This window comes from Mesorhizobium sp. P2_B5 (assembly GCF_056404775.1).
Window position 1 is genome coordinate 22,386 of the sequence record NZ_JBFUDJ010000019.1, and the last position, 22,327, is coordinate 44,712.

The 22,327-nt window shown below is 63.2% G+C and carries 21 protein-coding genes; 6 read left to right on the plus strand and 15 right to left on the minus strand.

Translation table 11 applies throughout. The features are described from left to right. Positions 1–5 precede the first annotated feature (5 nt). The gene (gene betI, locus AC1D1N_RS31370) at positions 6–596 is read right to left on the minus strand and encodes a choline-binding transcriptional repressor BetI (RefSeq protein WP_112564091.1); all 591 of its coding nucleotides are present in this window, start codon (positions 594–596) and stop codon (positions 6–8) included. Positions 597–798: 202 nt separating this feature from the next. Here betI and AC1D1N_RS31375 point away from each other — a divergent pair, with 202 nt between their 5' ends. The 3 genes from AC1D1N_RS31375 (at position 799) to AC1D1N_RS31385 (ending at position 3,472) form a co-directional block, all read left to right on the plus strand. Beyond that, positions 799–1,965 carry an acetyl-CoA acetyltransferase gene (locus AC1D1N_RS31375; protein ID WP_112564275.1) on the plus strand — a complete coding sequence of 389 codons (1,167 nt, stop codon included), beginning with the start codon at positions 799–801 and terminating at the stop codon, positions 1,963–1,965. A gap of 28 nt (positions 1,966–1,993) precedes the next feature. Continuing rightward, positions 1,994–2,998 carry an asparaginase gene (locus tag AC1D1N_RS31380; RefSeq protein WP_477353188.1) on the plus strand — a complete coding sequence of 335 codons (1,005 nt, stop codon included), beginning with the start codon at positions 1,994–1,996 and terminating at the stop codon, positions 2,996–2,998. Between the two features lie 231 nt (positions 2,999–3,229). Continuing rightward, positions 3,230–3,472, plus strand: coding sequence for a hypothetical protein (locus tag AC1D1N_RS31385; RefSeq protein ID WP_477353190.1), 243 nt, complete (start codon positions 3,230–3,232; stop codon positions 3,470–3,472). A gap of 5 nt (positions 3,473–3,477) precedes the next feature. On the opposite strand, the gene AC1D1N_RS31390 is transcribed toward AC1D1N_RS31385, so the two are convergent. Further along, positions 3,478–4,833, minus strand: a complete 1,356-nt coding sequence (locus AC1D1N_RS31390) for a TIGR03808 family TAT-translocated repetitive protein (protein WP_477353192.1) — start codon at positions 4,831–4,833, stop codon at positions 3,478–3,480. A 138-nt stretch (positions 4,834–4,971) separates the two neighbouring features. On the opposite strand from AC1D1N_RS31390, the gene greA reads away from it, so the two are divergent. Then, positions 4,972–5,445 carry a transcription elongation factor GreA gene (greA, locus tag AC1D1N_RS31395; RefSeq protein WP_192256527.1) on the plus strand — a complete coding sequence of 158 codons (474 nt, stop codon included), beginning with the start codon at positions 4,972–4,974 and terminating at the stop codon, positions 5,443–5,445. Here greA and AC1D1N_RS31400 read toward each other — a convergent pair. From AC1D1N_RS31400 to AC1D1N_RS31415, 4 genes are all read right to left on the minus strand, one after another. Then, complete coding sequence (locus AC1D1N_RS31400; protein ID WP_436258976.1) at positions 5,442–5,831, minus strand: type II toxin-antitoxin system death-on-curing family toxin; 390 nt, start codon at positions 5,829–5,831, stop codon at positions 5,442–5,444. The genes greA and AC1D1N_RS31400 overlap by 4 nt on opposite strands. Next, positions 5,828–6,049, minus strand: coding sequence for an AbrB/MazE/SpoVT family DNA-binding domain-containing protein (locus AC1D1N_RS31405; RefSeq protein ID WP_436258977.1), 222 nt, complete (start codon positions 6,047–6,049; stop codon positions 5,828–5,830). The genes AC1D1N_RS31400 and AC1D1N_RS31405 overlap by 4 nt, the downstream gene beginning before the upstream one ends. 70 nt (positions 6,050–6,119) lie before the next feature. After that, entirely contained in the window at positions 6,120–8,240 is a 2,121-nt protein-coding gene (gene scpA, locus AC1D1N_RS31410) for a methylmalonyl-CoA mutase (RefSeq protein ID WP_477353195.1), read from the minus strand. Then, on the minus strand, positions 8,237–9,679 hold the full coding sequence (locus tag AC1D1N_RS31415; RefSeq protein ID WP_436258979.1) for a methylmalonyl-CoA mutase subunit beta: 1,443 nt from the start codon (positions 9,677–9,679) through the stop codon (positions 8,237–8,239). The genes scpA and AC1D1N_RS31415 overlap by 4 nt, the downstream gene beginning before the upstream one ends. A 312-nt stretch (positions 9,680–9,991) precedes the next feature. On the opposite strand from AC1D1N_RS31415, the gene AC1D1N_RS31420 reads away from it, so the two are divergent. After that, on the plus strand, positions 9,992–11,536 hold the full coding sequence (locus tag AC1D1N_RS31420; RefSeq protein WP_477353197.1) for a helicase HerA-like C-terminal domain-containing protein: 1,545 nt from the start codon (positions 9,992–9,994) through the stop codon (positions 11,534–11,536). Between the two features lie 7 nt (positions 11,537–11,543). Here the strand turns inward: AC1D1N_RS31420 and AC1D1N_RS31425 are convergent, their stop codons facing one another. Beyond that, positions 11,544–11,720 (minus strand): SMP-30/gluconolactonase/LRE family protein, encoded by a 177-nt coding sequence (locus AC1D1N_RS31425; RefSeq protein ID WP_477353199.1) that lies wholly within the window; start codon positions 11,718–11,720, stop codon positions 11,544–11,546. Positions 11,721–11,747: 27 nt separating this feature from the next. Here AC1D1N_RS31425 and AC1D1N_RS31430 point away from each other — a divergent pair, with 27 nt between their 5' ends. Beyond that, a complete protein-coding gene (locus AC1D1N_RS31430) occupies positions 11,748–12,008 on the plus strand; it encodes a hypothetical protein (RefSeq protein ID WP_477353201.1) in 261 nt (86 codons plus the stop codon). An 80-nt stretch (positions 12,009–12,088) separates the two neighbouring features. On the opposite strand, the gene AC1D1N_RS31435 is transcribed toward AC1D1N_RS31430, so the two are convergent. The 8 genes from AC1D1N_RS31435 to AC1D1N_RS31470 form a co-directional block, all read right to left on the minus strand. Continuing rightward, complete coding sequence (locus AC1D1N_RS31435; protein WP_477353203.1) at positions 12,089–12,565, minus strand: DUF4189 domain-containing protein; 477 nt, start codon at positions 12,563–12,565, stop codon at positions 12,089–12,091. Next, positions 12,562–13,257 (minus strand): hypothetical protein, encoded by a 696-nt coding sequence (locus AC1D1N_RS31440; protein WP_477353205.1) that lies wholly within the window; start codon positions 13,255–13,257, stop codon positions 12,562–12,564. The genes AC1D1N_RS31435 and AC1D1N_RS31440 overlap by 4 nt, the downstream gene beginning before the upstream one ends. Before the next feature lie 13 nt (positions 13,258–13,270). After that, positions 13,271–13,843, minus strand: a complete 573-nt coding sequence (locus AC1D1N_RS31445) for an invasion associated locus B family protein (protein ID WP_477353207.1) — start codon at positions 13,841–13,843, stop codon at positions 13,271–13,273. A gap of 9 nt (positions 13,844–13,852) precedes the next feature. Beyond that, a complete protein-coding gene (locus AC1D1N_RS31450; protein ID WP_477353209.1) occupies positions 13,853–18,082 on the minus strand; it encodes a YadA-like family protein in 4,230 nt (1,409 codons plus the stop codon). After that, positions 18,079–18,504 (minus strand): hypothetical protein, encoded by a 426-nt coding sequence (locus tag AC1D1N_RS31455; protein ID WP_436258989.1) that lies wholly within the window; start codon positions 18,502–18,504, stop codon positions 18,079–18,081. Before AC1D1N_RS31455 ends, AC1D1N_RS31450 begins: the two co-directional genes overlap by 4 nt. A 201-nt stretch (positions 18,505–18,705) precedes the next feature. Further along, on the minus strand, positions 18,706–19,626 hold the full coding sequence (locus AC1D1N_RS31460; RefSeq protein ID WP_477353211.1) for a helix-turn-helix transcriptional regulator: 921 nt from the start codon (positions 19,624–19,626) through the stop codon (positions 18,706–18,708). 954 nt (positions 19,627–20,580) lie between these two features. After that, positions 20,581–21,387 carry a L,D-transpeptidase gene (locus AC1D1N_RS31465; protein WP_477353213.1) on the minus strand — a complete coding sequence of 269 codons (807 nt, stop codon included), beginning with the start codon at positions 21,385–21,387 and terminating at the stop codon, positions 20,581–20,583. Positions 21,388–21,662: 275 nt separating this feature from the next. After that, complete coding sequence (locus AC1D1N_RS31470) at positions 21,663–22,325, minus strand: haloacid dehalogenase type II (RefSeq protein WP_142866649.1); 663 nt, start codon at positions 22,323–22,325, stop codon at positions 21,663–21,665. Between the last annotated feature and the right edge of the window lie 2 nt (positions 22,326–22,327).

Sequence of the window (22,327 nt, forward strand, 5' to 3'; positions counted from 1 at the left end):
GGCTGTCACTGTGTCTGTCGCCCGCCGAGTTTGATTTCCAGATAGTCTTCGACCAGCGCGATCGCGGTCGCCGCGTCCGGCACGCCGTCCTTCAGCGCGCGCCTGATATAGAGGCCGTCGATCAGCGCTGCGGTTGCTTCCGCCGCACGGTCGGCTTCGTGCCTGGCCAAGATGCCGGTCAGGCCGCTCATCAGGTTCGAATGCAGCCGCCGCGCATAGACCCTGAGCAGTCGGCGCAAAGCCGATGATTTCTGCGCCTCGACATAGAAGGCGAGCCAGGCGGCGATGGTTTCCGGCTGGAACTGGATGTCGGAGAAGTTGACGGCTACCACGGCTGAGACGCGTTCGCGCGGCGTGGCGGCGGATTGAAGAGCACGCCGCATGTCGATGGTCAGTTCTGCCAATATGTGCCGCATCGTGGCGAACAGCAGTTCATCCTTGGCGCCGAAATAATGGTGGGCAAGGGCCGAGGACACGCCGGCACGCCCGGCGATCTCCGACATGGTCACGTCGAGCGAGCCGCGCTCGCCGATCGCCGAGATCGTCGCGTCGATGAGCGCCTTGCGGCGCAGTGGCTCCATTCCGACTTTCGGCATTGTTTTTCCCGGCTCTTGGCCCGCATGATTATTTTTTATTGATCCGTCAATCAACAAAAAATCGACTCGATTGCAGCCTGCACCAAGCGATTGTCGGCTTGCAGCCCTTTTCGATGCAGGAGGGATTGTTTATATTTGAACAATGAAGGCGAACTGCGCCATGAGCCCACATGCTGGGCTGGCGCCAAGGATGGAGACCGCCATGACCGCATGCATCGTTGGCTGGGCGCATTCGCGCTTCGGCAAGCTCGAAGGCGAGACGCTGGAAGGCCTGATCACCAAGGTCGCGGTCGACGCGCTCGACCATGCCGGAATCGGCCCCGACGAGGTCGACGAGATCGTGCTCGGCCACTTCAATGCCGGCTTCTCGCCGCAGGATTTTACCGCAAGCCTGGTGCTGCAGGCCGACGACCGGCTGCGCTTCAAGCCGGCGACCCGGGTCGAGAACGCCTGCGCAACCGGCTCCGCCGCGGTCCGGCAAGGGATCCGCGCCATCGACGCCAACGCCGCCCGCATCGTGCTGGTGGTCGGCGCTGAGCAGATGACGACGACGCCCGGTCCCGAGATCGGCAAGAACCTGCTCAAGGCGTCCTACCTGCCGGAGGACGGCGACACACCGGCGGGTTTCGCCGGCGTCTTCGGCAAGATCGCGCAGGCCTATTTCCAGCGTTATGGCGACCAGTCGGATGCGCTGGCGATGATCGCCGCCAAGAACCACAAGAACGGCGTCGACAATCCCTACGCGCAGATGCGCAAGGATTTCGGCTACGAGTTCTGCCGCCAGGAAAGCGAAAAGAACCCGTTCGTTGCCGGTCCGTTGAAGCGTACCGACTGTTCGCTGGTTTCCGACGGCGCGGCAGCCCTTGTGCTGACCGACACGTCGACGGCGCTGAAGATGCGCCGCGCTGTCGCCTTCCGCGCCAACGAGCATGTTCAGGATTTCCTGCCGATGTCGAAGCGCGATATCCTGTCGTTCGAAGGCTGCGAGCAGGCCTGGAACCAGGCCTTGAAGAAGGCCGGCGTGACGCTCGACGACCTCTCCTTCGTCGAAACGCATGACTGCTTCACCATCGCCGAACTGATCGAGTACGAGGCGATGGGGTTGGCAAAGCCCGGTGAGGGCGCCAAGCTGGCGCTCGACGGCACGACCGCCAAGGACGGCAGGCTGCCGGTCAATCCGTCCGGCGGGCTGAAGGCCAAGGGCCACCCGATCGGCGCGACCGGTGTGTCGATGCATGTGCTGACGGCCATGCAGTTGACTGGCGAGGCCGGTGGCATCCAGGTGCCTGGCGCAAAGCTCGGCGGCATCTTCAACATGGGTGGCGCTGCCGTTGCCAACTACGTTTCCATCCTCGACCGGATCAGGTAGAAGCGGCCCGTATTTTTAGGGCGTAGTCATGACGAATCCGGTTCTGGTCGAAGTTTTGCGCGGCGGGATCGTTGAGAGCGCCCATCGCGGCGCTGTCGCGGTCTTTGATGGCGACGGCAAGCCTGTATGGGAAATCGGCGATACGGCGAAGCTGGTGTTTCCGCGCTCCGCGGTGAAGGCAATCCAGGCATTGCCGCTGGTCGAAACGGGTACCGCTGACGCCTATGGCTTCGGTGACCGCGAACTGGCGCTCGCCTGCGCCTCGCATTCCGGCGAACCCGCGCACGTCGAATTGGCGCAGGCGATGCTGGCCAAGGCCGGCCTCGACAAATCAGCGCTGGAATGCGGCGCGCACTGGCCGTCGAGCCATGACGCGACGATCGCGCTGGCGCGTGCAGATGGTTCGCCAAACGCATTGCACAATAATTGCTCCGGCAAGCATTCCGGCTTTCTCTGCACCTGTGTGCACGCAGGGATCGCGCATCGCGGCTACGTCCAGGCAGGCCATGCCTTTCAAGAGATGGTTCGCGACGCCATGCAGGCGGTAACCGGCGCTGCCCACGATTCCAATAGCCGGGCCACGGACGGCTGCTCGATCCCGACCTATGCAGTGCCGCTGAAGAGCTTTGCGCTGGGCTTTGCCCGCATGGCGACGGGCAGGGGCTTTGGTCCTGAGCGCGCCAAGGCGGCAAAGCGCCTGCTGTCAGCCTGCATGGCCGAGCCTTTCCTGGTTGCCGGCACCGGCAAGGCGGATGTGGCGCTGATGCAGGCCGCGCCCGGCCGCATCTTCGTCAAGACCGGCGCCGAGGGCGTCTATTGCGCCGCTGTTCCGGAGCTAGGCCTCGGCATCGCGTTGAAATGTGATGACGGCGCCGGCCGCGCCGCCGAGGTGATGATAGCCGCGGTGCTGGCAAAACTTCTCGGGGCTGACGAGGCGCTGGCGGCGAACCTTTTGGAACAGGCCAATCCGCCGATCGAAAGCCGCATCGGCGCCAAGGTCGGTTCGTTGCGGCCGACGGCGGCGATTGGCTAGCCGATGCGTCCGCTACTTAACGGTCGAACGAAAATGCGCTTGGTGATTCATCGTGGTCATTTGAATTCGATGTCTGGCTTTTGCCAATTTTCAGGCACTTAAGTATAAGTTCGCGCCATATTCCGGATTGCGGGCGACATTGTGTATCACCGAATTGCACTTGGTCTCCTATACGGACTTCTTTTTGCAAGCTTGGCGTTTTTAGCCTTCAGCGTGCGGATAGCGCATTGGGTGGCCGACAATGCGGGTCTGAAAGCCATGCTTGCGTGTGTGTTGGCCTATATCGGTATTGTGTCCGGCTTGGTCTGGGCCATTAACAAAATCAACAAGGCTTTTCCGACGTTGGATCTTCCGTCTTCGAGTGCGCATTCCGAGCACGCCTGGTTCGTGGAGCCAGTGGTAGTCGATGTGGAATCGGACGTCGCTGCCGAGAAGTCGCCGCCGATAAAACGCGAGAAGCCGAGCGAACGCTAACTATTCTAGCTGACCTTGTTGCGCTCAACCGTCAGATGCGGGTAGCCACTATTGCTTGACCTCGCGAGGTCGCCGGTCGCCGGTTCGGCCCAGCGCTGGCCGATGATGGCGCCGTTCTTGGCGCCGTCGATGACATTGTCGGAAATGATGGCGTTTCCAGCCCCTTCGACCACGGTGACGGCGATGCCGGTTCCGGCCTTGCGGATGATGTTTCCCGTCGCTACCACATTGCGCATATAGGCGCCCCAGCCGATCTGCATGCCGTAGAGCGGCGCGTTTTCGATGACGTTGCCGGTGACAGTGGTGTCGGCTTCGACGCTGATGCCGACGCCGAAACCCGGCGCATCGGCGGGGTAGGGGCCGGTGGTCGAGAGGTTGCGCACGATGTTGTTCGAGCACACGCCCATGCGGCCGCCTTCGTTGAAATTGACGATCGAGATGCCGTTGGCAGCACCGTCGACGATGTTGTTGCCGATGATGGCTCCTTCGAAGGAGAACTCGGAATAAAGCGCCGTCTCGCCCGAGCGCGAGCAGGTGTTGCCGACGACCTGCAGATTGCTGGAACTGTTGGCGCGGATCGCCGAAAAGGCGCAGTCGGAGACGACGTTGCCGGTGACGGAGACATTGCCGGCGCGGAACGCGTTGATGCCGTTGCCGTTCTGACCGGTGCCGCCGCTGCGCGCGCCAATCCGCTGCACGCGGTTGCCGCTGACGATGGTGCCGTCCTCGGCCTGCTGCCAGCGATGCACGAGAATGCCGCCATTGCCGCAGTCGGACACGGTATTGCCCGATATCTCCAGGCCGCCGGCCTCTACCGAGTAGATGCCGGCGTCCGCTGCTCCCGAAATATCCGAGCGCTCGACTTGGCCGGATGCATGCTCCAACGCCAGCCCGTGCTTGCCGCTGCCGGTGATCATGCAGTTGTCGATGACCAGGTGGGCGACGCGGCGCAGGTCGAGCAACCCTTGCGCATCGTCGGCCAGAGAGCCGCTGGCTCCGTCGAAGACCAATGCGGTGAACTCGAGATGCTCGGCCTGTTCGGCCGTGAGCAAACGGCCACCACCGCCATAGAGAACGCGTGAGGCGCCGGGCACGCCGGAAAGCCTGACACGGGCGGGCAGCGTCAGATTGGAGACGACGTAGTTCCCCGGCGGCAGGAACACCGGCGCGTTGCGCTCGCTGGCCTCGGCAAGCATCCTGGCGAAGGCTTTGCTCTGGTCGTCCGCTGCGTTCGGCCGCACGCCAACCTCGGCGGCGTTGATCGAGCCGCGCGCTGCCGTCTTAGCCAAGGCGTTGTCCGACGAAAGACCGAGCACGGCAAAACCGGCCGTCCCCTTCAGAAGCGCTCGTCTGTTCAACATCGGCACATCCCTTGCGATCCCCGACTAACCGCAGGAATCATGCCAGCCGCAGCGGTCTTCGCTCGGCCCATAGTCCGGCCAATGACCGGGTCCGGCAAGTGGCTTGTACAGTCGCCGAAGCGGGCCTAAGTTTGTCCGATGAGCAGAGCTTTCACCCGTGAGGAAGACAGCGAAAACGCCATCGCCGGCATTGGCGAGCGGCCGATCAGCCCGCACCGCAATCTGGTGACGGAGCGCGGGCTGGCGCAGATCGAGGACAATCTGACCGATCTGCGCGACATATTGGCGAAAGCCGAGAGAAAAGCAGACCGCGAGCGCATCGCCGTCGTGTCGCGCGACCTGCGCTACTGGACGGCGCGCCGCGAAAGCGCCGAACTCTCTGTGCCGGAACCGGGCAGCGACCAGGTGCGCTTCGGCATGGGCGTCACGCTGGAAGGCGACGACGGCAAGAAGGTGCACTGGAAGATCGTCGGTGAGGACGAGGCCGACCCCTCGAAGGGCAGCATTTCCCACGTCTCGCCGATGGCCGTGGCGCTGTTCGGCAAGAAGGTCGGCGACGTCGCAAGCGTCAACGGCAAGGAATGGGAGATCGTCAAGCTGTCGGAGAGCTAGTTTTCAAGCTTGACGATATGGTCGCGGAAGAATGCGGCCGAGCCCGCTTCATCGATTTCGCCTGAAGCAACGGCCATCACGAACTCGTAAAGCGTGCCGTTGTCGGCTGTCAGGAGATGTCCGTTCACGATCAAAAATGCACCGGCTGCCACGATTGCTGTCCGTTTGTTGCCGTCGACAAAAGCATGATTCCTGGCAATGCCGAAGAGATAGGCGGCCGCGAGATCCTCAATCGAAGGGTCTCCATAGTTAGCCTTGTTCTCGGCGCGTGCGAGGGCGGATTCGAGAGCATTTTCGTCTCTCAACCCTTGTGCTCCGCCATGCCGACGCAACTGCTCGGCATGCATCGCTTCAACAGCACGCCGCGTCAGAAACTCCCAGCTCATTCTGCGAGCTTCTGAAGCGCGACCTTGTATTTGTCCATGACCTTTCGCGCAGCTTCCATCTGCCGCTCGAAACTGTCGTCAACCGGCTCAAGGGCAATGCCCTTGTCCGTTTCGACGATCTGAAGTTGATCGCCCGTCTTCAGGTTCAGGCGGTCGAGCATCTCCTTCGGCAGGATCACGCCGTCGGAATTGCCGATCTTGCGAATGGTGGTGTTCATGTTGAAATGTCCTGTTTCAACATTGATTATAACGCAACATGCCGGGTGTTACAACGCGAATTATAACAAGCTACGCCGCCAGCAGCCGGTCCAGCAGCCGATCCGCAGCTTCCGGGATGACCGTGCCCGGCGGGAAGATTTCCGCAGCACCAGCCGCAAGCACCGCATCATAATCCTGTGGTGGGATGACGCCGCCGGCGACGATCAATATGTCGGCGTGGCCGAGTTTCTTCAGCGTATCGCGCAGTTCGGGGATCAGCGTCAGATGTCCCGCCGCCAGTGACGAGGCGCCGATGATATGGACGTCCTGCGCGACCGCCAGCTTGGCGATCTCATCCGGCGTCTGGAACATCGCACCGACGGTGACGTCGAAGCCGAGATCGGCGAAGGCTGTGGCGATGACCTTTTGGCCGCGATCATGGCCGTCCTGTCCCATCTTGGCGACCAGGATGCGCGGCTTGCCGCCGGATTTCTTCTCGAAAGCTTCGAGCTTCTCCAAGAGCCGGTCGACCGTCAGATTGTCGCCAAGCGCGTTGCGATAGACGCCGGAGATCGTCTGCACCGAGGCGACGTGACGGCCAAAGACCTTTTCCAGCGCCAGCGAAATCTCGCCGACCGTGGCGTTGGCGCGCGCGGCGCGGATGGCGAATTCCAGCAGGTTTTCGTTACCTTGCGCCGCACGGGTCAGCGCATCGAGTGCGCTCTCGACCGCGCCGACATTGCGCGTGCCTTTCAGGTTCTGCAGCTTCGACAATTGCCGGGCTCGGACCTCGGCATTGTCGATCTTCAGCACGTCGACTTCGATGTCGTTCTCCGGCCGATGCGCGTTGACACCGACCAGCATCTGCTCGCCGGAATCGATGCGCGCCTGCGTGCGCGCGGCCGCTTCCTCGATGCGCAGCTTGGGGATGCCCTGTTCGGTCGCCGCAGCCATGCCGCCGAGGGCCTCGACCTCTTCGATGTGGGCGAGCGCCCGTGCAGCCAGATCATGCGTCAGCCGCTCGAGATAGGCCGAGCCGGCCCACGGATCGATGATGCGGGTGGTGCCGGATTCCTTTTGCAGGATCAGCTGCGTGTTGCGGGCGATGCGAGCCGAATGGTCGGTCGGCAGCGCCATCGCCTCGTCGAAGGAATTGGTGTGCAGCGACTGCGTATGGCCCTGCGTCGCCGCCATCGCCTCGATCATGGTGCGGGTGATGTTGTTGTAGGGGTCCTGCGCTGTCAGCGACCAGCCGGAGGTCTGGCAATGGGTGCGCAGCGACAGCGAGCGTTCGTCCTTCGGCGCAAAATTCTTCTGCATCAGGCTCGACCACAGAAGCCGCGCGGCGCGGAGCTTGGCGACCTCCATGAAGAAGTTCATGCCGATCGCCCAGAAGAAGGAAAGCCGTGGCGCGAAACGGTCGATGTCGAGACCGGCAGCGACGCCGGCGCGGGCATATTCGATGCCGTCGGCAATGGTGTAGGCGAGTTCCAGGTCCGCCGTCGCGCCGGCCTCCTGCATGTGATAGCCGGAGATCGAGATCGAATTGAACTTCGGCATGTTCTTCGAGGTGTAGGAGAAGATGTCCGACACGATGCGCATCGAAGGCTTCGGCGGATAAATGTAGGTGTTGCGGACCATGAACTCCTTCAGAATGTCGTTCTGAATGGTGCCGGCGAGATCCTTCTGCGCAACGCCCTGTTCTTCGGCTGCCACAATGTAGAGCGCCATGATCGGCAGCACGGCGCCGTTCATGGTCATCGACACCGTCATTTCGTCGAGCGGGATGCCGTCGAACAACTGCCGCATGTCGAGGATGGAATCGATGGCCACGCCCGCCATGCCGACATCGCCGGCAACGCGCGGATGATCGCTGTCATAGCCGCGATGGGTGGGCAGATCGAAGGCGACCGACAGGCCCTTCTGGCCGGCGGCGAGATTGCGCCGGTAGAAGGCGTTGGATTCTTCGGCCGTCGAGAAGCCGGCATATTGCCGGATCGTCCACGGCTGCTGGACATACATGGTCGGGTAGGGGCCGCGCACGAAGGGCGGCATGCCCGGATAGGTGTCGAGATGGGTGAGGCCCTTGAGGTCGCCCTGACTATAGAGATGCTTGACGGCAATGCCTTCCGGCGTCAGCCGCTGGCCCTTGACCTCGACGGGTGCGCGCCGTGGCGCCGACCAGCCGATCTCTGAGAAATCCGGGATCAAGGTGCGGCTCCGATCGACTGGTCGATGCGGACCGGAAACAGGGCCTCGCACACCGCCACGCCGTCGGTGAAAGGAGGCCGCCGCTCGGCCGCCAGGGTCTCGACCGAGGTCTCGCTTTTGAGCGGATAAAGCGTGGTGCCGATGATGGCCCGTTCACCCGACCGGTAGGCCTCGGCGCGGCGCTCGGATGCTGCCTTGACGCGCGCCTGGATATGGCCGTGCTGCAGGCTTGCCAGAACGCCGCCTTCCGCTTCGATCCTCTGGAATTCTGCCCACGCCGCTTCGCACAGGCCCAAGGTCAGCGCCTCGACCGCGCCCGAGCCATAAGTGGGGTCGGCGACGTGGTCGATATGGCTTTCATTGGCCATGATCAGCTGCGCGTTGCGGGCGACACGGCGGGCAAAAGGGGCTGGCAGGCCATGCGCGATCGTGTGCGGCAGGATGGAGATCGAATCGGCGCCCCCGGCGGCTGCGGCAAAACCGGCGATCGCAGTGCGTAGAATATTGGTCTCGGGGTCGGCTGCCGTCATCATGCGGAACGACGTCTCGGCATGGATATTGGCGGTCGAGGCCGGGATCGAGCACGTCTCCTGGATTCGCCCCCACAGCCTGCGCAGCGCCCGAACCTTGGCCGTCGACAGGAATTGGTCCTGGTCGACGCTCAGGGCAAAGCCGATATGCGGTGCGGCATAGACAAGCGGCTGGCGCGCGTCCTCGAACATCCTGAGATAGGAGACCGCGGAAGCGAGCATGGTGCCGAGCTCCTGCGCCTCGGTGGCGCCGGCATTGTGGAACACCCGCCCGTCCGCCTCGAGCAATACGCCCGGCACGCCAAGCGAGAAGAAATGTGCCAGCGATTGCGGCATCGATGCCTGCAAGGCCTCGATCGACATCCGCAGCCGGCCGGTTCCGGCAAAGATTGCCGCCGGGTCGATGCCGAAGGAGAGGTTGAGTTTCGCCGGGTCGGAGCGGCGCTTGCTCAGGAACGCCACCAGCCAGTCGGCGACGGCGCGACTCCAGGGATGGGCGTCGATGCGGATCTGCACGCGGTTGAGCGGTATGCCGTCGAGCACCGTCTCCAGCGCCTGCGCCGTCCGCGGCAGGCCGTAGCCGAACGCATTCGGCGCGCCCTCGAAGACCAGCGACAGGCCCGTCGCGCCTTGCGCTACATCATCCAGAGCCTGGGCCTTGGCGCGGCCGATATCGGGATCGTCGATGCGCTGGCTGACGATCCAGGGCAATTTGGGGTTGGCGCGCACAAGCGGTTCGGCGCCAGCGGCGCGATCGTAGAGCGGCTCTATGCGAATGGCGTCGTCGGTGTGCGACACCAGCCTGTCCTCGAAGGATGCGCCGGCCAACGCCTTTTCCGTCAAGGCCAGCCATCGCTGGCGCTCGACGTTTGTGGGTTCGACTTCCTTGGTCAAGGCTCCGGCGCCCATCCATTTTCCTCGTTCTTATGCGGCCGCACCAGCCTGGAGCGGTTCAGTCTACGGTCCCCTGTCCGATATCGCAATGCAATGCGCCTTCAGGTCCGAACTCGATCTCTCTGATATAGGTCAGCCTGCGTGGACGAACCATGAACGATTGCCAAACACCGGCAAAATCCGCAAGCTCCAAAACCCCGATTTGGAGCATTGGTCCAGTTTAGACAATTGGCCCATCTGAGGATTTGGATTGTCGCTGTGCAACGGCCTCACTATACGTGCGGCAAGGCCATTGGCTTTAACACCAGTTTGCGGAGACATGGACGTATGGCTGACGAGACCAGCATTTTCCTCGGCGCCAGCCGCAAGCCCGACGACAGCTATCAGCGCGCCGAACAGCTTTTGCTGCAATATGGCAACCGCCATGGCCTGATTACCGGCGCCACTGGCACCGGCAAGACGGTCAGCCTGCACATCCTGGCCGAAGGCTTTTCCAATGCCGGCGTGCCGGTGTTCTGCGCCGATATCAAGGGTGACCTGTCCGGCATCGCCATGATGGGCAAGGCGCAGGACTTTCTGGTCAGGCGAGCCGAACAGGTCAAGCTCGACCCTTACGACTTCCAGGAATTTCCGGTCATCTTCTGGGACCTGTTCGGTGAGCAGGGCCATCCGATCCGCGCCACCGTCTCGGAAATGGGACCGCTGCTTTTGTCGCGGCTGATGAACCTCTCCGAAGCGCAGGAGGGCATCATGAACATCGCCTTCCGCATCGCCGACGAGGACGGCCTGCTGCTGCTCGACATGAAGGATCTGCAGGCGCTGCTGGCCAACATCGCCGAGCGCGCCGAGGAGATCAGCTCGCGCTACGGCAATGTCACCAAGCCGTCGGTCGGCGCCATCCAGCGCACGCTGCTGGTGCTGGAACAGCAAGGGGCGGCGAATTTCTTCGGCGAGCCGGCTTTGCGCATCGCCGACATCATGCGCACCACCCGCGACGGCCGCGGCGCCATCAGCGTGCTTGCTGCCGACAAACTAATGATGAATCCCAGGCTCTACGCCACCTTCCTGCTCTGGCTGATGTCGGAGCTGTTTGAGGAATTGCCCGAGGTCGGCGACCCCGACAAGCCGAAGCTGGTCTTCTTCTTCGACGAGGCGCATCTGCTTTTCGACGAAGCACCGAAGGTGCTGATCGACCGCGTCGAGCAGGTGGTGCGGCTGATCCGCTCGAAGGGCGTAGGCGTCTATTTCGTCACGCAGAACCCCTTGGATATCCCTGAAAAGGTTCTCGCCCAGCTCGGCAATCGCGTGCAGCACGCGCTGCGCGCCTACACGCCACGCGAACAGCAGGCCGTGAGGACGGCGGCCGAAACGTTCCGGCCCAATCCCGATTTCGATTGCGCCACCTCCATCACGCAGCTCGGCACCGGCGAAGCGCTCGTCTCGACGCTTGAGGCCAAGGGCGTGCCGTCCATGGTGCAGCGAACGCTGATCCGCCCGCCATCGTCCAGGCTTGGCCCGATCACAGTGGATGAGCGCCGCAAGCTGATCGACCAGAGCCCGGTAGCCGGCCAGTATGATCAGACCATCGACCGCGAATCGGCCTTCGAGATGCTGCAGAAGAAGGCCAAGGGAGCGCAGGAGGCGGATGAGCAGGCGCAGCAGGCCGGCAGTGGCCGCTCACGCTGGACCATCCCCGGCTTTGGCAACGATACGCCGCCGCAGTCCGGTGGCCGCCGCGCGCCGGAGCCGAGACCCTCCAACCGCCAGACCGTCGCCGAAGCCGCGATCAAAGCTGTCGTGCGCTCGGTCGGCTCGTCGGTCGGACGGGCGATCGTGCGCGGGATTCTGGGCAGCCTTTCCAGGGGGCGGTAGGAAGAACCTAACCGAAGCGGTTGCTCGGTTGGCCTCGCTCCCCTGGCCGGAGTGCAAAAAGACCGCCTTCATGCGGGTGCGCGTCAAGGTGGTCGGTGGTCATCGTGAAGCGCGCCGAGGTGATGAACAGAGTATCGAGATCGGCGCCGCCAAAGGCGCAGCTCGTCGGCCACGAGCAGGGCACTTCGACGATCCGCTGCCGCGAAGCTGGGTGAACAACGCTTTCGACGGATGGGACCGCCGCGCCAGGATCATCTGGCCTAAGGACAGGATCACCATCTCGCTCACGGCCTCACGGGCGCTCGACGTCTTTATCCTCTATTCGCCATCGCAGGACGCCGATTTCTTCTGCTTCGAGCCGGTGTCGCATTCCGTCGATGCCCATCACGGTGAGGGGCTGACCCCGCTTGAGCACGGCGCGACGTTGAGTGCAAACATACGGCTTGATTGGAGTTCGATCGCTTGGCGCTGATGTGAAACAGGCCCGCACAACCGTTCTCCGCCCCCTTGGCGATCGGCTGGGTGAAAAAGCCCTTCAGCCACAGCAGGGCCTCAGGTACACACCCATTCGCGGATCTTGCATTTCTGTCCACTCCGTTCGCAGGCCTGCAGCGTCAGGTCTTCGGCCTGCCGGCGTGTTTGCGCCGTCTCCGCGCCCCAGCTGGTGGATTGTCCGCTCGTCTTCTCGCCCACCGCGAGCGCGCCGCAATGATTGTAGGGAAAGCCGGTGTTGTCGTCGTCGTCCCAGTGACGATGATTGCGAAACACGCTGACCACGGTACAGCCGTCGCCGCCGGCGTTCTGGCAATGCTTGAGGGCGATGTCCATCGCCTCCTGACGCTTGTCGGCACCCCAGAAGAAGCCGTGCTTCCCGTCTGGGTTCGAATAAGCGATCGCCGCCCAGATTCCTTTCTCCTCCTGGGCCGGGGGCTCGGGGACGTCCGCCTCGGGGGCGAGGTCCGCCGCAGCGAGCCGCCCGGCGCAGGCCAACAGCATGCCGATTGCCGCAATGGCGGAATTCACCCTCATTGTACGCCTCCTTGTTTTCCTGCTGCCAAGGCCACGGAAATGACGACGCAGCTGTTGCCTGTCGGCAGCAGCATCGCGTTGCCCCCTCCATTGGCCAGTTCATAGACGCTGATTTGTCCAAGATTGTTGGCAAGCTTGCTGCCTTTCGGAAGCAGGGCCGGAACATCGGCGCAATTGGCCGCGAACGGCGCCACCCTGACCATCGTACCTTCGCAAACAGATGCGGTGGGTGCTGCGAACACCAGGCCCGCGGCCGGGCCGCTGTAGCCCTGCGTGGCGTAGTTCATGCCGACCAGGGCTTCCACGACGTGTTTGTCGGGGGCCTCGTTGTTCCAGATCGACTGGACGCTGTAGGTCGTGCCGGTCGTCAGCATCTGCCCAAGGGCCGGGAAAATGTTGGAACAAGACTGCAAGCCTGCCTGTTTGGCGTGTTGCAGAAATGGCGTGTCGGCCAAGGCCGGATCGGGCTCGTTGGTCTCCGCGACCGCCGGTTGCGGCAATAGATTGTGGACCAAGCCGTAGCGCATGGCTGCGAAGCCGGCCGTGGCGACGACGGCGATGGCGAGCAACGAGAAGACAGCGGTCTTCGCCCAGTTTCGTTTCGGCCTGTTCCGACCCCCGTCGTCGATCCGAACGGCATCGCTGCTCTGGTTGCGAGACATTATCCGATCATGGATCGATTGCTGGTTCATCGCGATGCCTTCGTCAATTGATCGCCTCGACGGCCGCGGCCAAGCCCTTGAGGGTTGCGGTCACGTTGATCGTCCTGCCATCCGTCGTCGGAAAGGAGATGACGGATGCCGCGGCCTTCGAAATCTGTTCGCGCATGATCGGACCAACCGGCAGCATGCCGACGCAGACGGCTTGATTGCATCCGTCGAGTTGAATTTTTATCGGCTCCTTGCGCCCCTCGAATGTCAGCGAGACAGGACTGTCGCTCTTGGCGATCGGCGGGGTGCGCAAGATCATGTAGGGGTTGCCTTCCTTGGTAGCGGCCAGCGACCAGCTGAACGCAACCTGTCCTGCCTGGTCCTCGATGATCTGGGTGACGTTGCAGACCTTTTGGCGCGCCTTCAGGTTCTCGTCGCAGATCAGCGTCCAGTTCTCGAACGGACGGGTGGTCCGTTGATATTCGCCAAGCTTCGCATCCGCAGGCACCGCGACGTCGGAAGGTTTTACCCTGTAGCCGGAAGGGATCGCTTCCTGCCCGGCCGCAAAGCCGGACAGGAGCATTGACGTCATGGATATCGCGACAGCAAGGACTGTCTGCCTGATCATGGCCGGGCTCTAGTTCAGCGTAAGGCTGACGCCCGCGCCGACGCCCCAGTGCCCGCCTGCTGTCGTGCCGGACAGGTTTGCTCGAACACGTCCCTCCTCGCTGGTGTAGCCGGCGCCGAAGGCGACGGCGCCTTCGCCGCGCCAATAGCCTCCGCCGGCCGCTACGCTCAGCTTGCCGGGACGGTCGTCGTAGCGCAGCGAAGCGGCCGCCAGGCCGATCGCGGCGGCCTGGCGTGCTTCGCCCCGAACCTCGCCCATGTCCATGTTGAGCTGGCTGAGTTTGGAGTCCGCATACGCATTGGCCTGCTGCAGCGTCGTGGTCGCCACCTGGTTGGTATAGGTCTTGGAATCCGCCAGCGTGGTCGACAGGCTGTTGTTGAGCTGCTGCACGTTGACTGCATCGGTGTTGGCAACGCCGGCCCCGACATTGTGGATGACCACCGGCGTGTTCGGGTCGCCGCCGGCAAGCGTAATCGAGTTGGATTTGCTGCCGTCGCCGTTCTTGTCGTACTGGACGGCAAACTCGTTGAGATCGCCGACGCTCCCCTGCATGGCTTCGACGGCCTGGTTGGTGGCGTAGAGCTGGCTGCCGTTGATGGCGTCGGTGGAGGTGCCGCTGATCCTGCCCGCAGCGACATTGGTGACGGTGCGCTCGTTACCGACGGTGCCGACGCTCACTGTGCTCGTCGGGGCTGTCCCGGCGAACGTATAGTTGACGCCGTTGATCGTGGTGCCGGTGGTAGCGACCGCGGCCGCCGTCGTCGAGCCTGCGCCGAGCGCGACGCTGCCCGGCTCGTTGGCCGTCGCGCCTGCGCCGAGCGCCACTGCCTGGGCCCCGTTGGTGGTCGAGTTGGTGCCGAGCGCGATGCTGTCGGCCTGGTTGACGGTCGAATTCTGGCCGATCGCGATGCCCCCCGGCGCCGTCTGCTGCACGATGGCGCCGTTGCCGATGCCGATGCCGTTGTCGCCGTTGACGGTAGTGCGCGGACCGACCGCAACCGAATCGACGCCGACCGCAAGCGAGTCGGGAGCCGTCGAATTGGCATGGAAGTACAGGCTTCCCGTCACCGCGAACGAGCTCAGCGCGCCCTTCAGCTGGCGAAGCGTGACCGCGTCCTGGTCCTGGGTGCCGTCGGCCACGTTGATGATCTGGCGATAGGAGGTGGAGGTGCCGACCGAGACGGCGCCGAGCAAGGTCGCGTCGGTGGTATTGTAGGGAACCAGGCCTGTGCCGGCGAGTATCGATCCCGATGCGGGCGCGACAGCACGATCCGAAACGGAACCGGCGCCGAGCGCCACGCCGCCGATGACGCTGGCCTGGGTGTCGCGGCCGAGTGCCAACGCATTGTCGGCGCTCGCGGTCGCCTGGTAGCCCAGGGCAGACGAGCCGATCCCTTGCGCGAAGGAGTCCGCGACGGCAAGCGTCCTGTCGTTGGTGCGCACATAGCGGATGCCGTCGCCATTGGCGTCGGTGTAGGCGGTCGAAGTGTCGCCGGTGATGTTGCTGATCGAATTGCCGAGATTGGTGATGTCAGCGGTGTTGGCGGCGATGTCGGTGGTGTTCTGCGTCACCTGCTGATTGGTTGCGAAGAGCTGCGAGCCGTTGACGGCGTCGGTCGAGGAATTGCTGAGCCGGCCCGCCGCGACATTGGTAATCGTACGTTCCGCGCCGACCGCGCCGATGCTGACGGTGCTCGTCGGTGTCGTGCCGGCGAAGTTGTAGGCGACGCCGCCGATCGTCGTGCTGGCGGTGCCGACCGCTACCGCGGTCACCGAGCCCGAGCCGAGCGCCACGTCGCCTGCGTTGCTGGCGGCGGAGAGGGCGCCCAGCGCGATCGCATTCGCAGCGCCGGCATTCGCTCCTACGCCGAGAGCTGTCGCCTGAAAGCCGGTTGCAAATGCGTTCTGGCCGATCGCGGTGCTGGACGTGGCTGTGGCATTGGCATTGGCCCCGACGGCGGTGCTGTATTGGCCTGAGGCCTTGGATATGTATCCCATCGCTGTTGCATCGAGGGCCGACGCAACGGCGCCGCTGCCGAAGGCCGAGGCGTTGGCGTCGGAGGCGCTCGAATTGACACCGGCCGCGATGGCGTTCGTCCCCGTCGCGGTCGCCACGGGTCCGATGGCGACGGAGTCCGTACCCGTCGCCGATGAGTCCGCCGCCGTCGAGTTGGCATGGAAATACTTGATGCCGCCACCGACGTTGATGTTGTTGACGACGGCGCCGATCGCGTCAACCGCCTGGTTAGTAGCGAAGAGCTGCGAGCCGTTGATGGCGTCGGTTGACGTTGAACTGATCCGCCCCGCCGCCAAGTTGGTGAGCGTGCGTTCGGCGCCGGGCGCGCCGATGCTGACCGTCGAGGTCGGCGTGGTGCCCTGGAACGCATAGGTCGTGCCGTTGACCACGCCGCTGGCCGTGCCGACCGCCGTCGCGGTCACCGAGCCCGAGCCCAACGCCACGTCGCCGGAGCTCGCCGCCGCCGTCGCGCCATTGCCCAGCGCGACATTGCCGGCGAGGCCGGCGGCGCCCGCTGTCGAGCCGTTGCCCAGCGCCACCGAGCCTTGTCCGATCGCCTTGTTGCTGTTGCCAATGGCGACCGCGCCGTTGGCCATGTTGGCCGCGGTGGCGGTCGCCGTGCCGTCGCTGTTGGCGATGTTGTTGGCGCCGCCGGTGAAGGCGCCGGTGCCGCTGGCATAGCTCGGATCGCCGATGGCCACCGCGCCGTCGCCATAGGCAACGTTGTCCGCGCCGATTGCCACCGCCTTGCCGCCACTGGCGTACGCGCTGGTGCCGATGGCGATCGCGTCGGCGGTGTCCGCGCCGGCGGCGGTGCCGATGGCGATCGCATTGACGTCGAGTGTCACCGCACCCGCTCCGATTGCTGTCGAGCTCGCCGCTGTCGCGATGGATGTCGTGCCGATGGCGATGGAATCGTCGCCTTGGGCAGTGGTGGAACGGCCACCCGCGAACGCACGGGCGCCGGTCGCCTTGGAGGTGGAACCAAGTGAAGTGGCGTATGTTCCGCTGGCTGTGGCGCCCAATCCCAGTGCGCTGGCATTTGCCGCTGTTGCTGCGGCGTTGTTACCGAGCGCAGTGGTGGAGACGTCCGTGGCCTGGGCTCCAGAACCAGCCGCGACTGAGCCGACGCCACTCGCCGTGGCCGAATTGCCCAGAGCCAGTGCGAAATTGCCCGAGGCCACGGCGACGTTACCGAGCGCTGCCGAGTTTTGCGCCGTTGCATTTGCCTGGGGACCAATGGCGATGGTGTTGGTCGCCGTGGCCTGGCTCTGCAAACCAAACGCCATGCTGGTGACGCCGGTGGCCTTGCTTGCGCGCCCGATCGCGGTGCTGTCAGCCTGAGACGCCGTCACATCGGTGCCGATGCCGATGGCGCTCTGGGCCAACGCTCCCGTCCCCACGGCGGTGCGCGAGCCAACATAGACGGAGTTTATGGCACTCGCGGTCGCCTGGAAGCCGACAGCGATGGCATTTTGGCTGCCCGCGTTGGCGTTGGTACCTTGGGCAAGAGAATCGATTCCGCTCTGCGTTGCTTGATATCCAAGCGCCATACCGCGCAGGCCACTGGCACTGGCCTGATAGCCTATGACGGACGCGAATTGAGCGCTACCTACGGATCCGTAGCCAGCGGCGAACACATAGTTGCTGCTGGCCGTGGCGCCGACACCGACCGCGGTGGAGTTCCCTCCCAAGGCCTGGGCGTTGGTGCCCAGCGCGCTGGCTCCGGCCCCAGTGGCATTGGCGGCGACGCCTATTGCTACTGAATTGATGTTGTTTGAGATCGCGCCGCCGCCGATCGCCACCGCGCCGCCGGTGCCTGTGGCCTGCGCATCCTGGCCGATTGCCACCCCATACTGTGTCGACGAGGCGGATCGGGTTCCGATCGCAATGGCATTGAGCTGAGAGGCCGTTGCGGGCGTGCCGATGGCGATGGAGCCGCTGCCGGTCGCCGTACCGCCGCCAGCGGCATACTGCGCCAGCGCCGGCGTCGCGGTGCCGCCCAATGCGATCGCGCCCAGCGCCGTCGCCAGCATCCGTCCACTGCCGAGCGCACCAAGCCCCAGACCTTTGCGGCGCATCCCGAGCACGCGGCACGCGTTGCGTAGCACCGCCATCAGGCGGCGACGAACCGAGCGGCTGTCGGCCGCGCCCGCGATCCAGCTTCCGACAAAGCTTGAAGAAAGTTCGATCCTTGCCCGCCCCTTGACGTATCTGGTCATGCTACTTTTTCCCTCGCAATTGCCGAGGCGCCCTGATGTGCCGCATCATTCGCCTCGGCAGCCAAAAAATCTTCGAAATTACGCGTCTTGTCCCGCAACGAGAGACCGACCTTGGCGCCTTGTTTTTCAATGAGCTGATAGGCGCTCGCGACCCATGGCTGCGTCGGCTCGGGAACCGAGTGCAAGGCGGCTTCGGTCCGCTCCGGCGGCAGACTTATCGCCACCAGCGCGCGGCAGAGATCGAAATGAAGAGCCGGTTCCCCCTCGCCATACGCCGGGGTGGTCAATCCGAGCACGAAGCAGGCAAGCAGATGATCGATCTCCGCACCGCTGATCCGGCTGGCATATTGGCGCTGCAACGCGGCCCAAGCCGCTTCGGCCTTGGGTGCGAAGACTTCGATTTCCGCGAATTGAATGTCCATGGGACAATCCGACATGCTGCTTCATCTGGTTGCCCCCGCCCCAAATGACTTCCCATCGCGACCATGAGCACGTTCGCGGTGTATGTATTTTGGAAAAGTCCGGAATCTTTGTAGGAAAATCCGGTCTTTGAGGGCTGAGCGGGCAGGTGTGACCGCTCTGCAACGCAACTTTTGGCTGCGGAGACGCGCCCGCGGCAAATATCACCGCTGCAGCTTCACCTGCTTAGGGGTTCTGCTGCGGTATTTCGACATGGTGACGGTCAGGTGGCTCTGATCTGAAAAGCCGCTCAGATGCGCGACTTCGGCTATCGACAGCTCGCTTTCGACGAGAAGTTTCTCGGCGAAATCGAGACGCAGCCGCAGCAGATATTTGTGCGGCGGCTCGCCAAAGGTTTTCGTGAATGCCTGGATGAAATGGCTTGGCGAAAGGCCGGAGAGTGCGGCTAGCTCGGCCACCGCGATCTTGCTGGAAAAATTTACGTCCAGGAATTCCCGCACCCGCCGGGCGCTGCGGTTCGACAGACCGCCTTTTGGGCCTTGTGGCAACTTTCGCGCTCCTGCGTAGTTCCGAAGCAAATGGACGCCGAACATGGTGACCAACGAATCGACATAGAATTCGTTTGGAGTTTCCCGATCCGTCAGTTCCACCTTCAGCAACTGCGCGAGTTGCAGCGCCTGGAAATCGACGGTCCCGAACGGCGGCGGTTGAAGCTCAGCATGGCCGGTGCCGAATTCACGCGTTGCCAGCTCGAAGAGACTCTCGGGGGTGAGCGCCACGATTACGCTCTCCGTGGTGGATGACCGTGTCACCTTGCCGCCGAGATCGGCTGGGACGATCATGATCATACCGACGTCGCCGTCATATTCGTGGACTTTGTCGCTGCCCAGCGATGCCGCTATCCCGGGTGAGGGCGCAAGCAGAACCGAACCGAAATGTTCCGCCGCTTTGAATGTATGTGATCCCGGCCCATGAACGACATGAGCCGCTCCGCCTCGAAAGGTGACCAGGCGCCGCCCCGCGCTTTCGGGGATTCCATCGAAGATGCGCCGATCCGTGCGCCGCCGGTCTGTCCCGGCGCTTTCCAGGACGTCGCCTCTGTGTTGCGTCTTCGTCTCTGCCACAGCCGCGCGCCGATCGATCTAATCCTGTGTTGTACGGAGGTGCCCAGAATTCACGCTTGTTCCCGGGCGTTCTCTCGAACCTTAGAGTCGTTACTTTATATTGAAAAGAAGATTTTCAGCCGAAATGAAAATTTMGTCAGGATTTGGCCTATAAATCTACAGATTTTGCTTTTTTAGCACGAACTAATCTGACAATTTGCCGATCTTATCTTACCATTTTGTGCCTAGTTGTTGTGCATCGTGCGCCCGCTTTGTAATCCAGCGTTGCATGCAGAATATAGATCGCGCGGCTGTCACCGGACCTGCTCGGCCTATGCCGCCACTACGACGGACGCGCTCCCCCGCATGGTGGCCCTTCTCCTACCGGCGCTTTCGAGGATTATGCTCAGGACGCGCCGCGCTACCCGACCGGTGACCGTGCAGTGACCCCGATACAGAATTATCCGGTCACGCGGGGCTGCTAAAGATCGCCTCGACGCTTCTCATATAGATCCCAGGACAGCTCAACCATGGCGAGAAGAACATCCTCCCGGCTCCACCCGGCGGCAACCGCGGCTTCGACAATTCCGCGGACGAGCGGCAGCAATTGGCGCTCGCATTCGGCCGACAAATTGACCTCGGCGCTGTCGGCAGGCGGACTATCGAAGTCAAATCCCACCATTGGCGTTCCCCCGCCATCAATGATCTAATGAAACGTATATACCTGCAATTCTATTCCCGCCTAATATACATGCATCGGGGAACGAAATACAGGAGCACCGGAATTGACGGTGCGTGGGCGCATCGATTGCGCCGGCTCCATAGCTCGTCTGGAAGTCTTCCTTGGCCTCCTGCTGCCGGCATTGCATGTCTTGGATGCAGACCCCAGGCATTCGCGTAAAGCTATCGGAATCCTCGCGAAGTTGCGGATGGAGCGGCAAACCTGCCGCTTCACCAGCATCGCAAAAACGTCGATCAGTTCACCGGGCCGAGCAGGACGGAACCGTCCGGCACGCCGCCGTCGATCGGAATGGCCCTGCGGTTTGCGCTCGCCACCATCGGTTGGCCGATATCGGACGTCACGATGACCGGGCTCTTCGAGGGCACGCGGTCGTAGAGGTCGATGATGTCCTGGTTTATCAGGCGCACGCAGCCTGACGAGACGGATTTGCCGATCGAGTTCCATTCCGGCGAGCCGTGCAAGCGGTAGAGCGTGTCGACATTGTCGTGGAACAGATAGAGCGCGCGGGCGCCGAGCGGGTTCTTGAGGCCGCCGGGCATGCCGCCATTCTTGGCGCTGTATTGCTCCAGTTCCGGTTGCCGGGCCACCATCTCATCCGGCGGCGTCCATTTCGGCCATTTCTGCTTCCATTGAACGACGGCGTCTCCCGACCATTCGAAGCCGGCGCGGCCGAGGCCGACGCCGTAACGGATCGCCTGGCCGCCCTCGCGTACCAGATAGAGGAAATGGTTGGTCGTATCGACGATGATGGTGCCGGGCCTCTGGCCGGTCGGATCGGGAACGATCTGGCGCAGGAACTGCGGGTCCATCTTCTTGATCGGGATAGCTGGGAGCTCGAACCCGCTGTCCGAAATCGGGCCGTACATCGTCGCGTAGTCGCCGAGCGGCGGATCGACATAAGTCGGCGGCGGCTCGACCGGCGCCGGCGCCGGTTCGGTGGTGGCGCAGGCGGAGACCGCAATCGAGGCGGCGCCAAGGGCTGCGGCGTTCAGAAAGCCGCGACGGCTCAGGCGATAGAGGTCGATTTCGGTCTTCAACATGGTTGCCTTTTTTAAGTCTCAAGTCGCAAGAAAGCGTGAATGCTTCCAGGCGGCGCAGTGTTGGTCTCACCCAATGCCTGGGGCGATAGGCGGTTCCGATTCTGGCCTGAGGGTGGACAAACAAAGGCGAAGCTGTGACCGTCATGCCACTGTTGCTTTGAGGCAACAGAACTCTTGAGCAGTTCATCGTCTCACAGAAACGCCGACTGCTCTGCGTCTTTCCTTCTGCGCAATTTCCGGACGGAAAACCGTTTCACACTTGTCCTGGAATTGCTCTAGCCGCCTGTCAACAATCCTTCCAGCGACGGCAGGATCAGCGCCGGCGGGAAGTCCCGGTATTCCTCGGGCTGGTTGGCGCGGTTGATCCACACGGTGCGAAAACCGAATTTGGTCGCGCCGGCAATATCCCAGCGGTTGGAGGACTGGAACGAGACCGCGCCGGGATAGAGACGCCAGCCCGTCGCCACCATGTCGTAGGTCGACGGGTCGGTCTTGAAGCGCTTGACGGCATCGACCGAAAAGATGTCGTCCAGCACCTGGTCGAGGGCCGCCGATTTGACCGCCGCCTCCAGCATCTCGGGCGAGCCGTTGGAGAGGATTGCCAGCTTGGCGCCGGACGCTTTGAGCGCCTTGAGCACGGCCGGCACTTCCGGATAGCAGTCGAGCCGCCAATAAGCCTCGAGCAGCTTTGCCTTCAGCCCCTTGTCTGCCGAAGGGACCTTGCGCAAGGCAAAGTCGAGCGCCTGTTCGGTGAGCTGCCAGAAATCGGCATAGCCGCCCATCAGCGTGCGCACCCAGGAATATTCCAGCTGCTTGGCGCGCCAGATTTCCGACAGAAGCTGGCCGTCCGGCCCGATCTCGCCGTCGTGACGGCGCACGGCGGCGTGCACGTCGAACAACGTGCCGTAGGCGTCGAAAACGTAAGCCGCGTAATGCATGA

Excerpts from the sequence above, each read along its gene's own strand:
- betI (WP_112564091.1), bottom strand. The coding sequence starts at position 596 with ATGCCGAAAGTCGGAATGGAGCCACTGCGCCGCAAGGCGCTCATCGAC.
- AC1D1N_RS31375 (WP_112564275.1), top strand. The coding sequence starts at position 799 with ATGACCGCATGCATCGTTGGCTGGGCGCATTCGCGCTTCGGCAAGCTC.
- AC1D1N_RS31380 (WP_477353188.1), top strand. The coding sequence starts at position 1,994 with ATGACGAATCCGGTTCTGGTCGAAGTTTTGCGCGGCGGGATCGTTGAG.
- AC1D1N_RS31390 (WP_477353192.1), bottom strand. The coding sequence starts at position 4,833 with ATGTTGAACAGACGAGCGCTTCTGAAGGGGACGGCCGGTTTTGCCGTG.
- greA (WP_192256527.1), top strand. The coding sequence starts at position 4,972 with ATGAGCAGAGCTTTCACCCGTGAGGAAGACAGCGAAAACGCCATCGCC.
- AC1D1N_RS31400 (WP_436258976.1), bottom strand. The coding sequence starts at position 5,831 with ATGAGCTGGGAGTTTCTGACGCGGCGTGCTGTTGAAGCGATGCATGCC.
- AC1D1N_RS31405 (WP_436258977.1), bottom strand. The coding sequence starts at position 6,049 with ATGAACACCACCATTCGCAAGATCGGCAATTCCGACGGCGTGATCCTG.
- AC1D1N_RS31415 (WP_436258979.1), bottom strand. The coding sequence starts at position 9,679 with ATGGGCGCCGGAGCCTTGACCAAGGAAGTCGAACCCACAAACGTCGAG.
- AC1D1N_RS31420 (WP_477353197.1), top strand. The coding sequence starts at position 9,992 with ATGGCTGACGAGACCAGCATTTTCCTCGGCGCCAGCCGCAAGCCCGAC.
- AC1D1N_RS31435 (WP_477353203.1), bottom strand. The coding sequence starts at position 12,565 with ATGAGGGTGAATTCCGCCATTGCGGCAATCGGCATGCTGTTGGCCTGC.
- AC1D1N_RS31440 (WP_477353205.1), bottom strand. The coding sequence starts at position 13,257 with ATGAACCAGCAATCGATCCATGATCGGATAATGTCTCGCAACCAGAGC.
- AC1D1N_RS31445 (WP_477353207.1), bottom strand. The coding sequence starts at position 13,843 with ATGATCAGGCAGACAGTCCTTGCTGTCGCGATATCCATGACGTCAATG.
- AC1D1N_RS31450 (WP_477353209.1), bottom strand. The coding sequence starts at position 18,082 with ATGACCAGATACGTCAAGGGGCGGGCAAGGATCGAACTTTCTTCAAGC.
- AC1D1N_RS31455 (WP_436258989.1), bottom strand. The coding sequence starts at position 18,504 with ATGGACATTCAATTCGCGGAAATCGAAGTCTTCGCACCCAAGGCCGAA.
- AC1D1N_RS31465 (WP_477353213.1), bottom strand. The coding sequence starts at position 21,387 with ATGTTGAAGACCGAAATCGACCTCTATCGCCTGAGCCGTCGCGGCTTT.
- AC1D1N_RS31470 (WP_142866649.1), bottom strand. The coding sequence starts at position 22,325 with ATGCATTACGCGGCTTACGTTTTCGACGCCTACGGCACGTTGTTCGAC.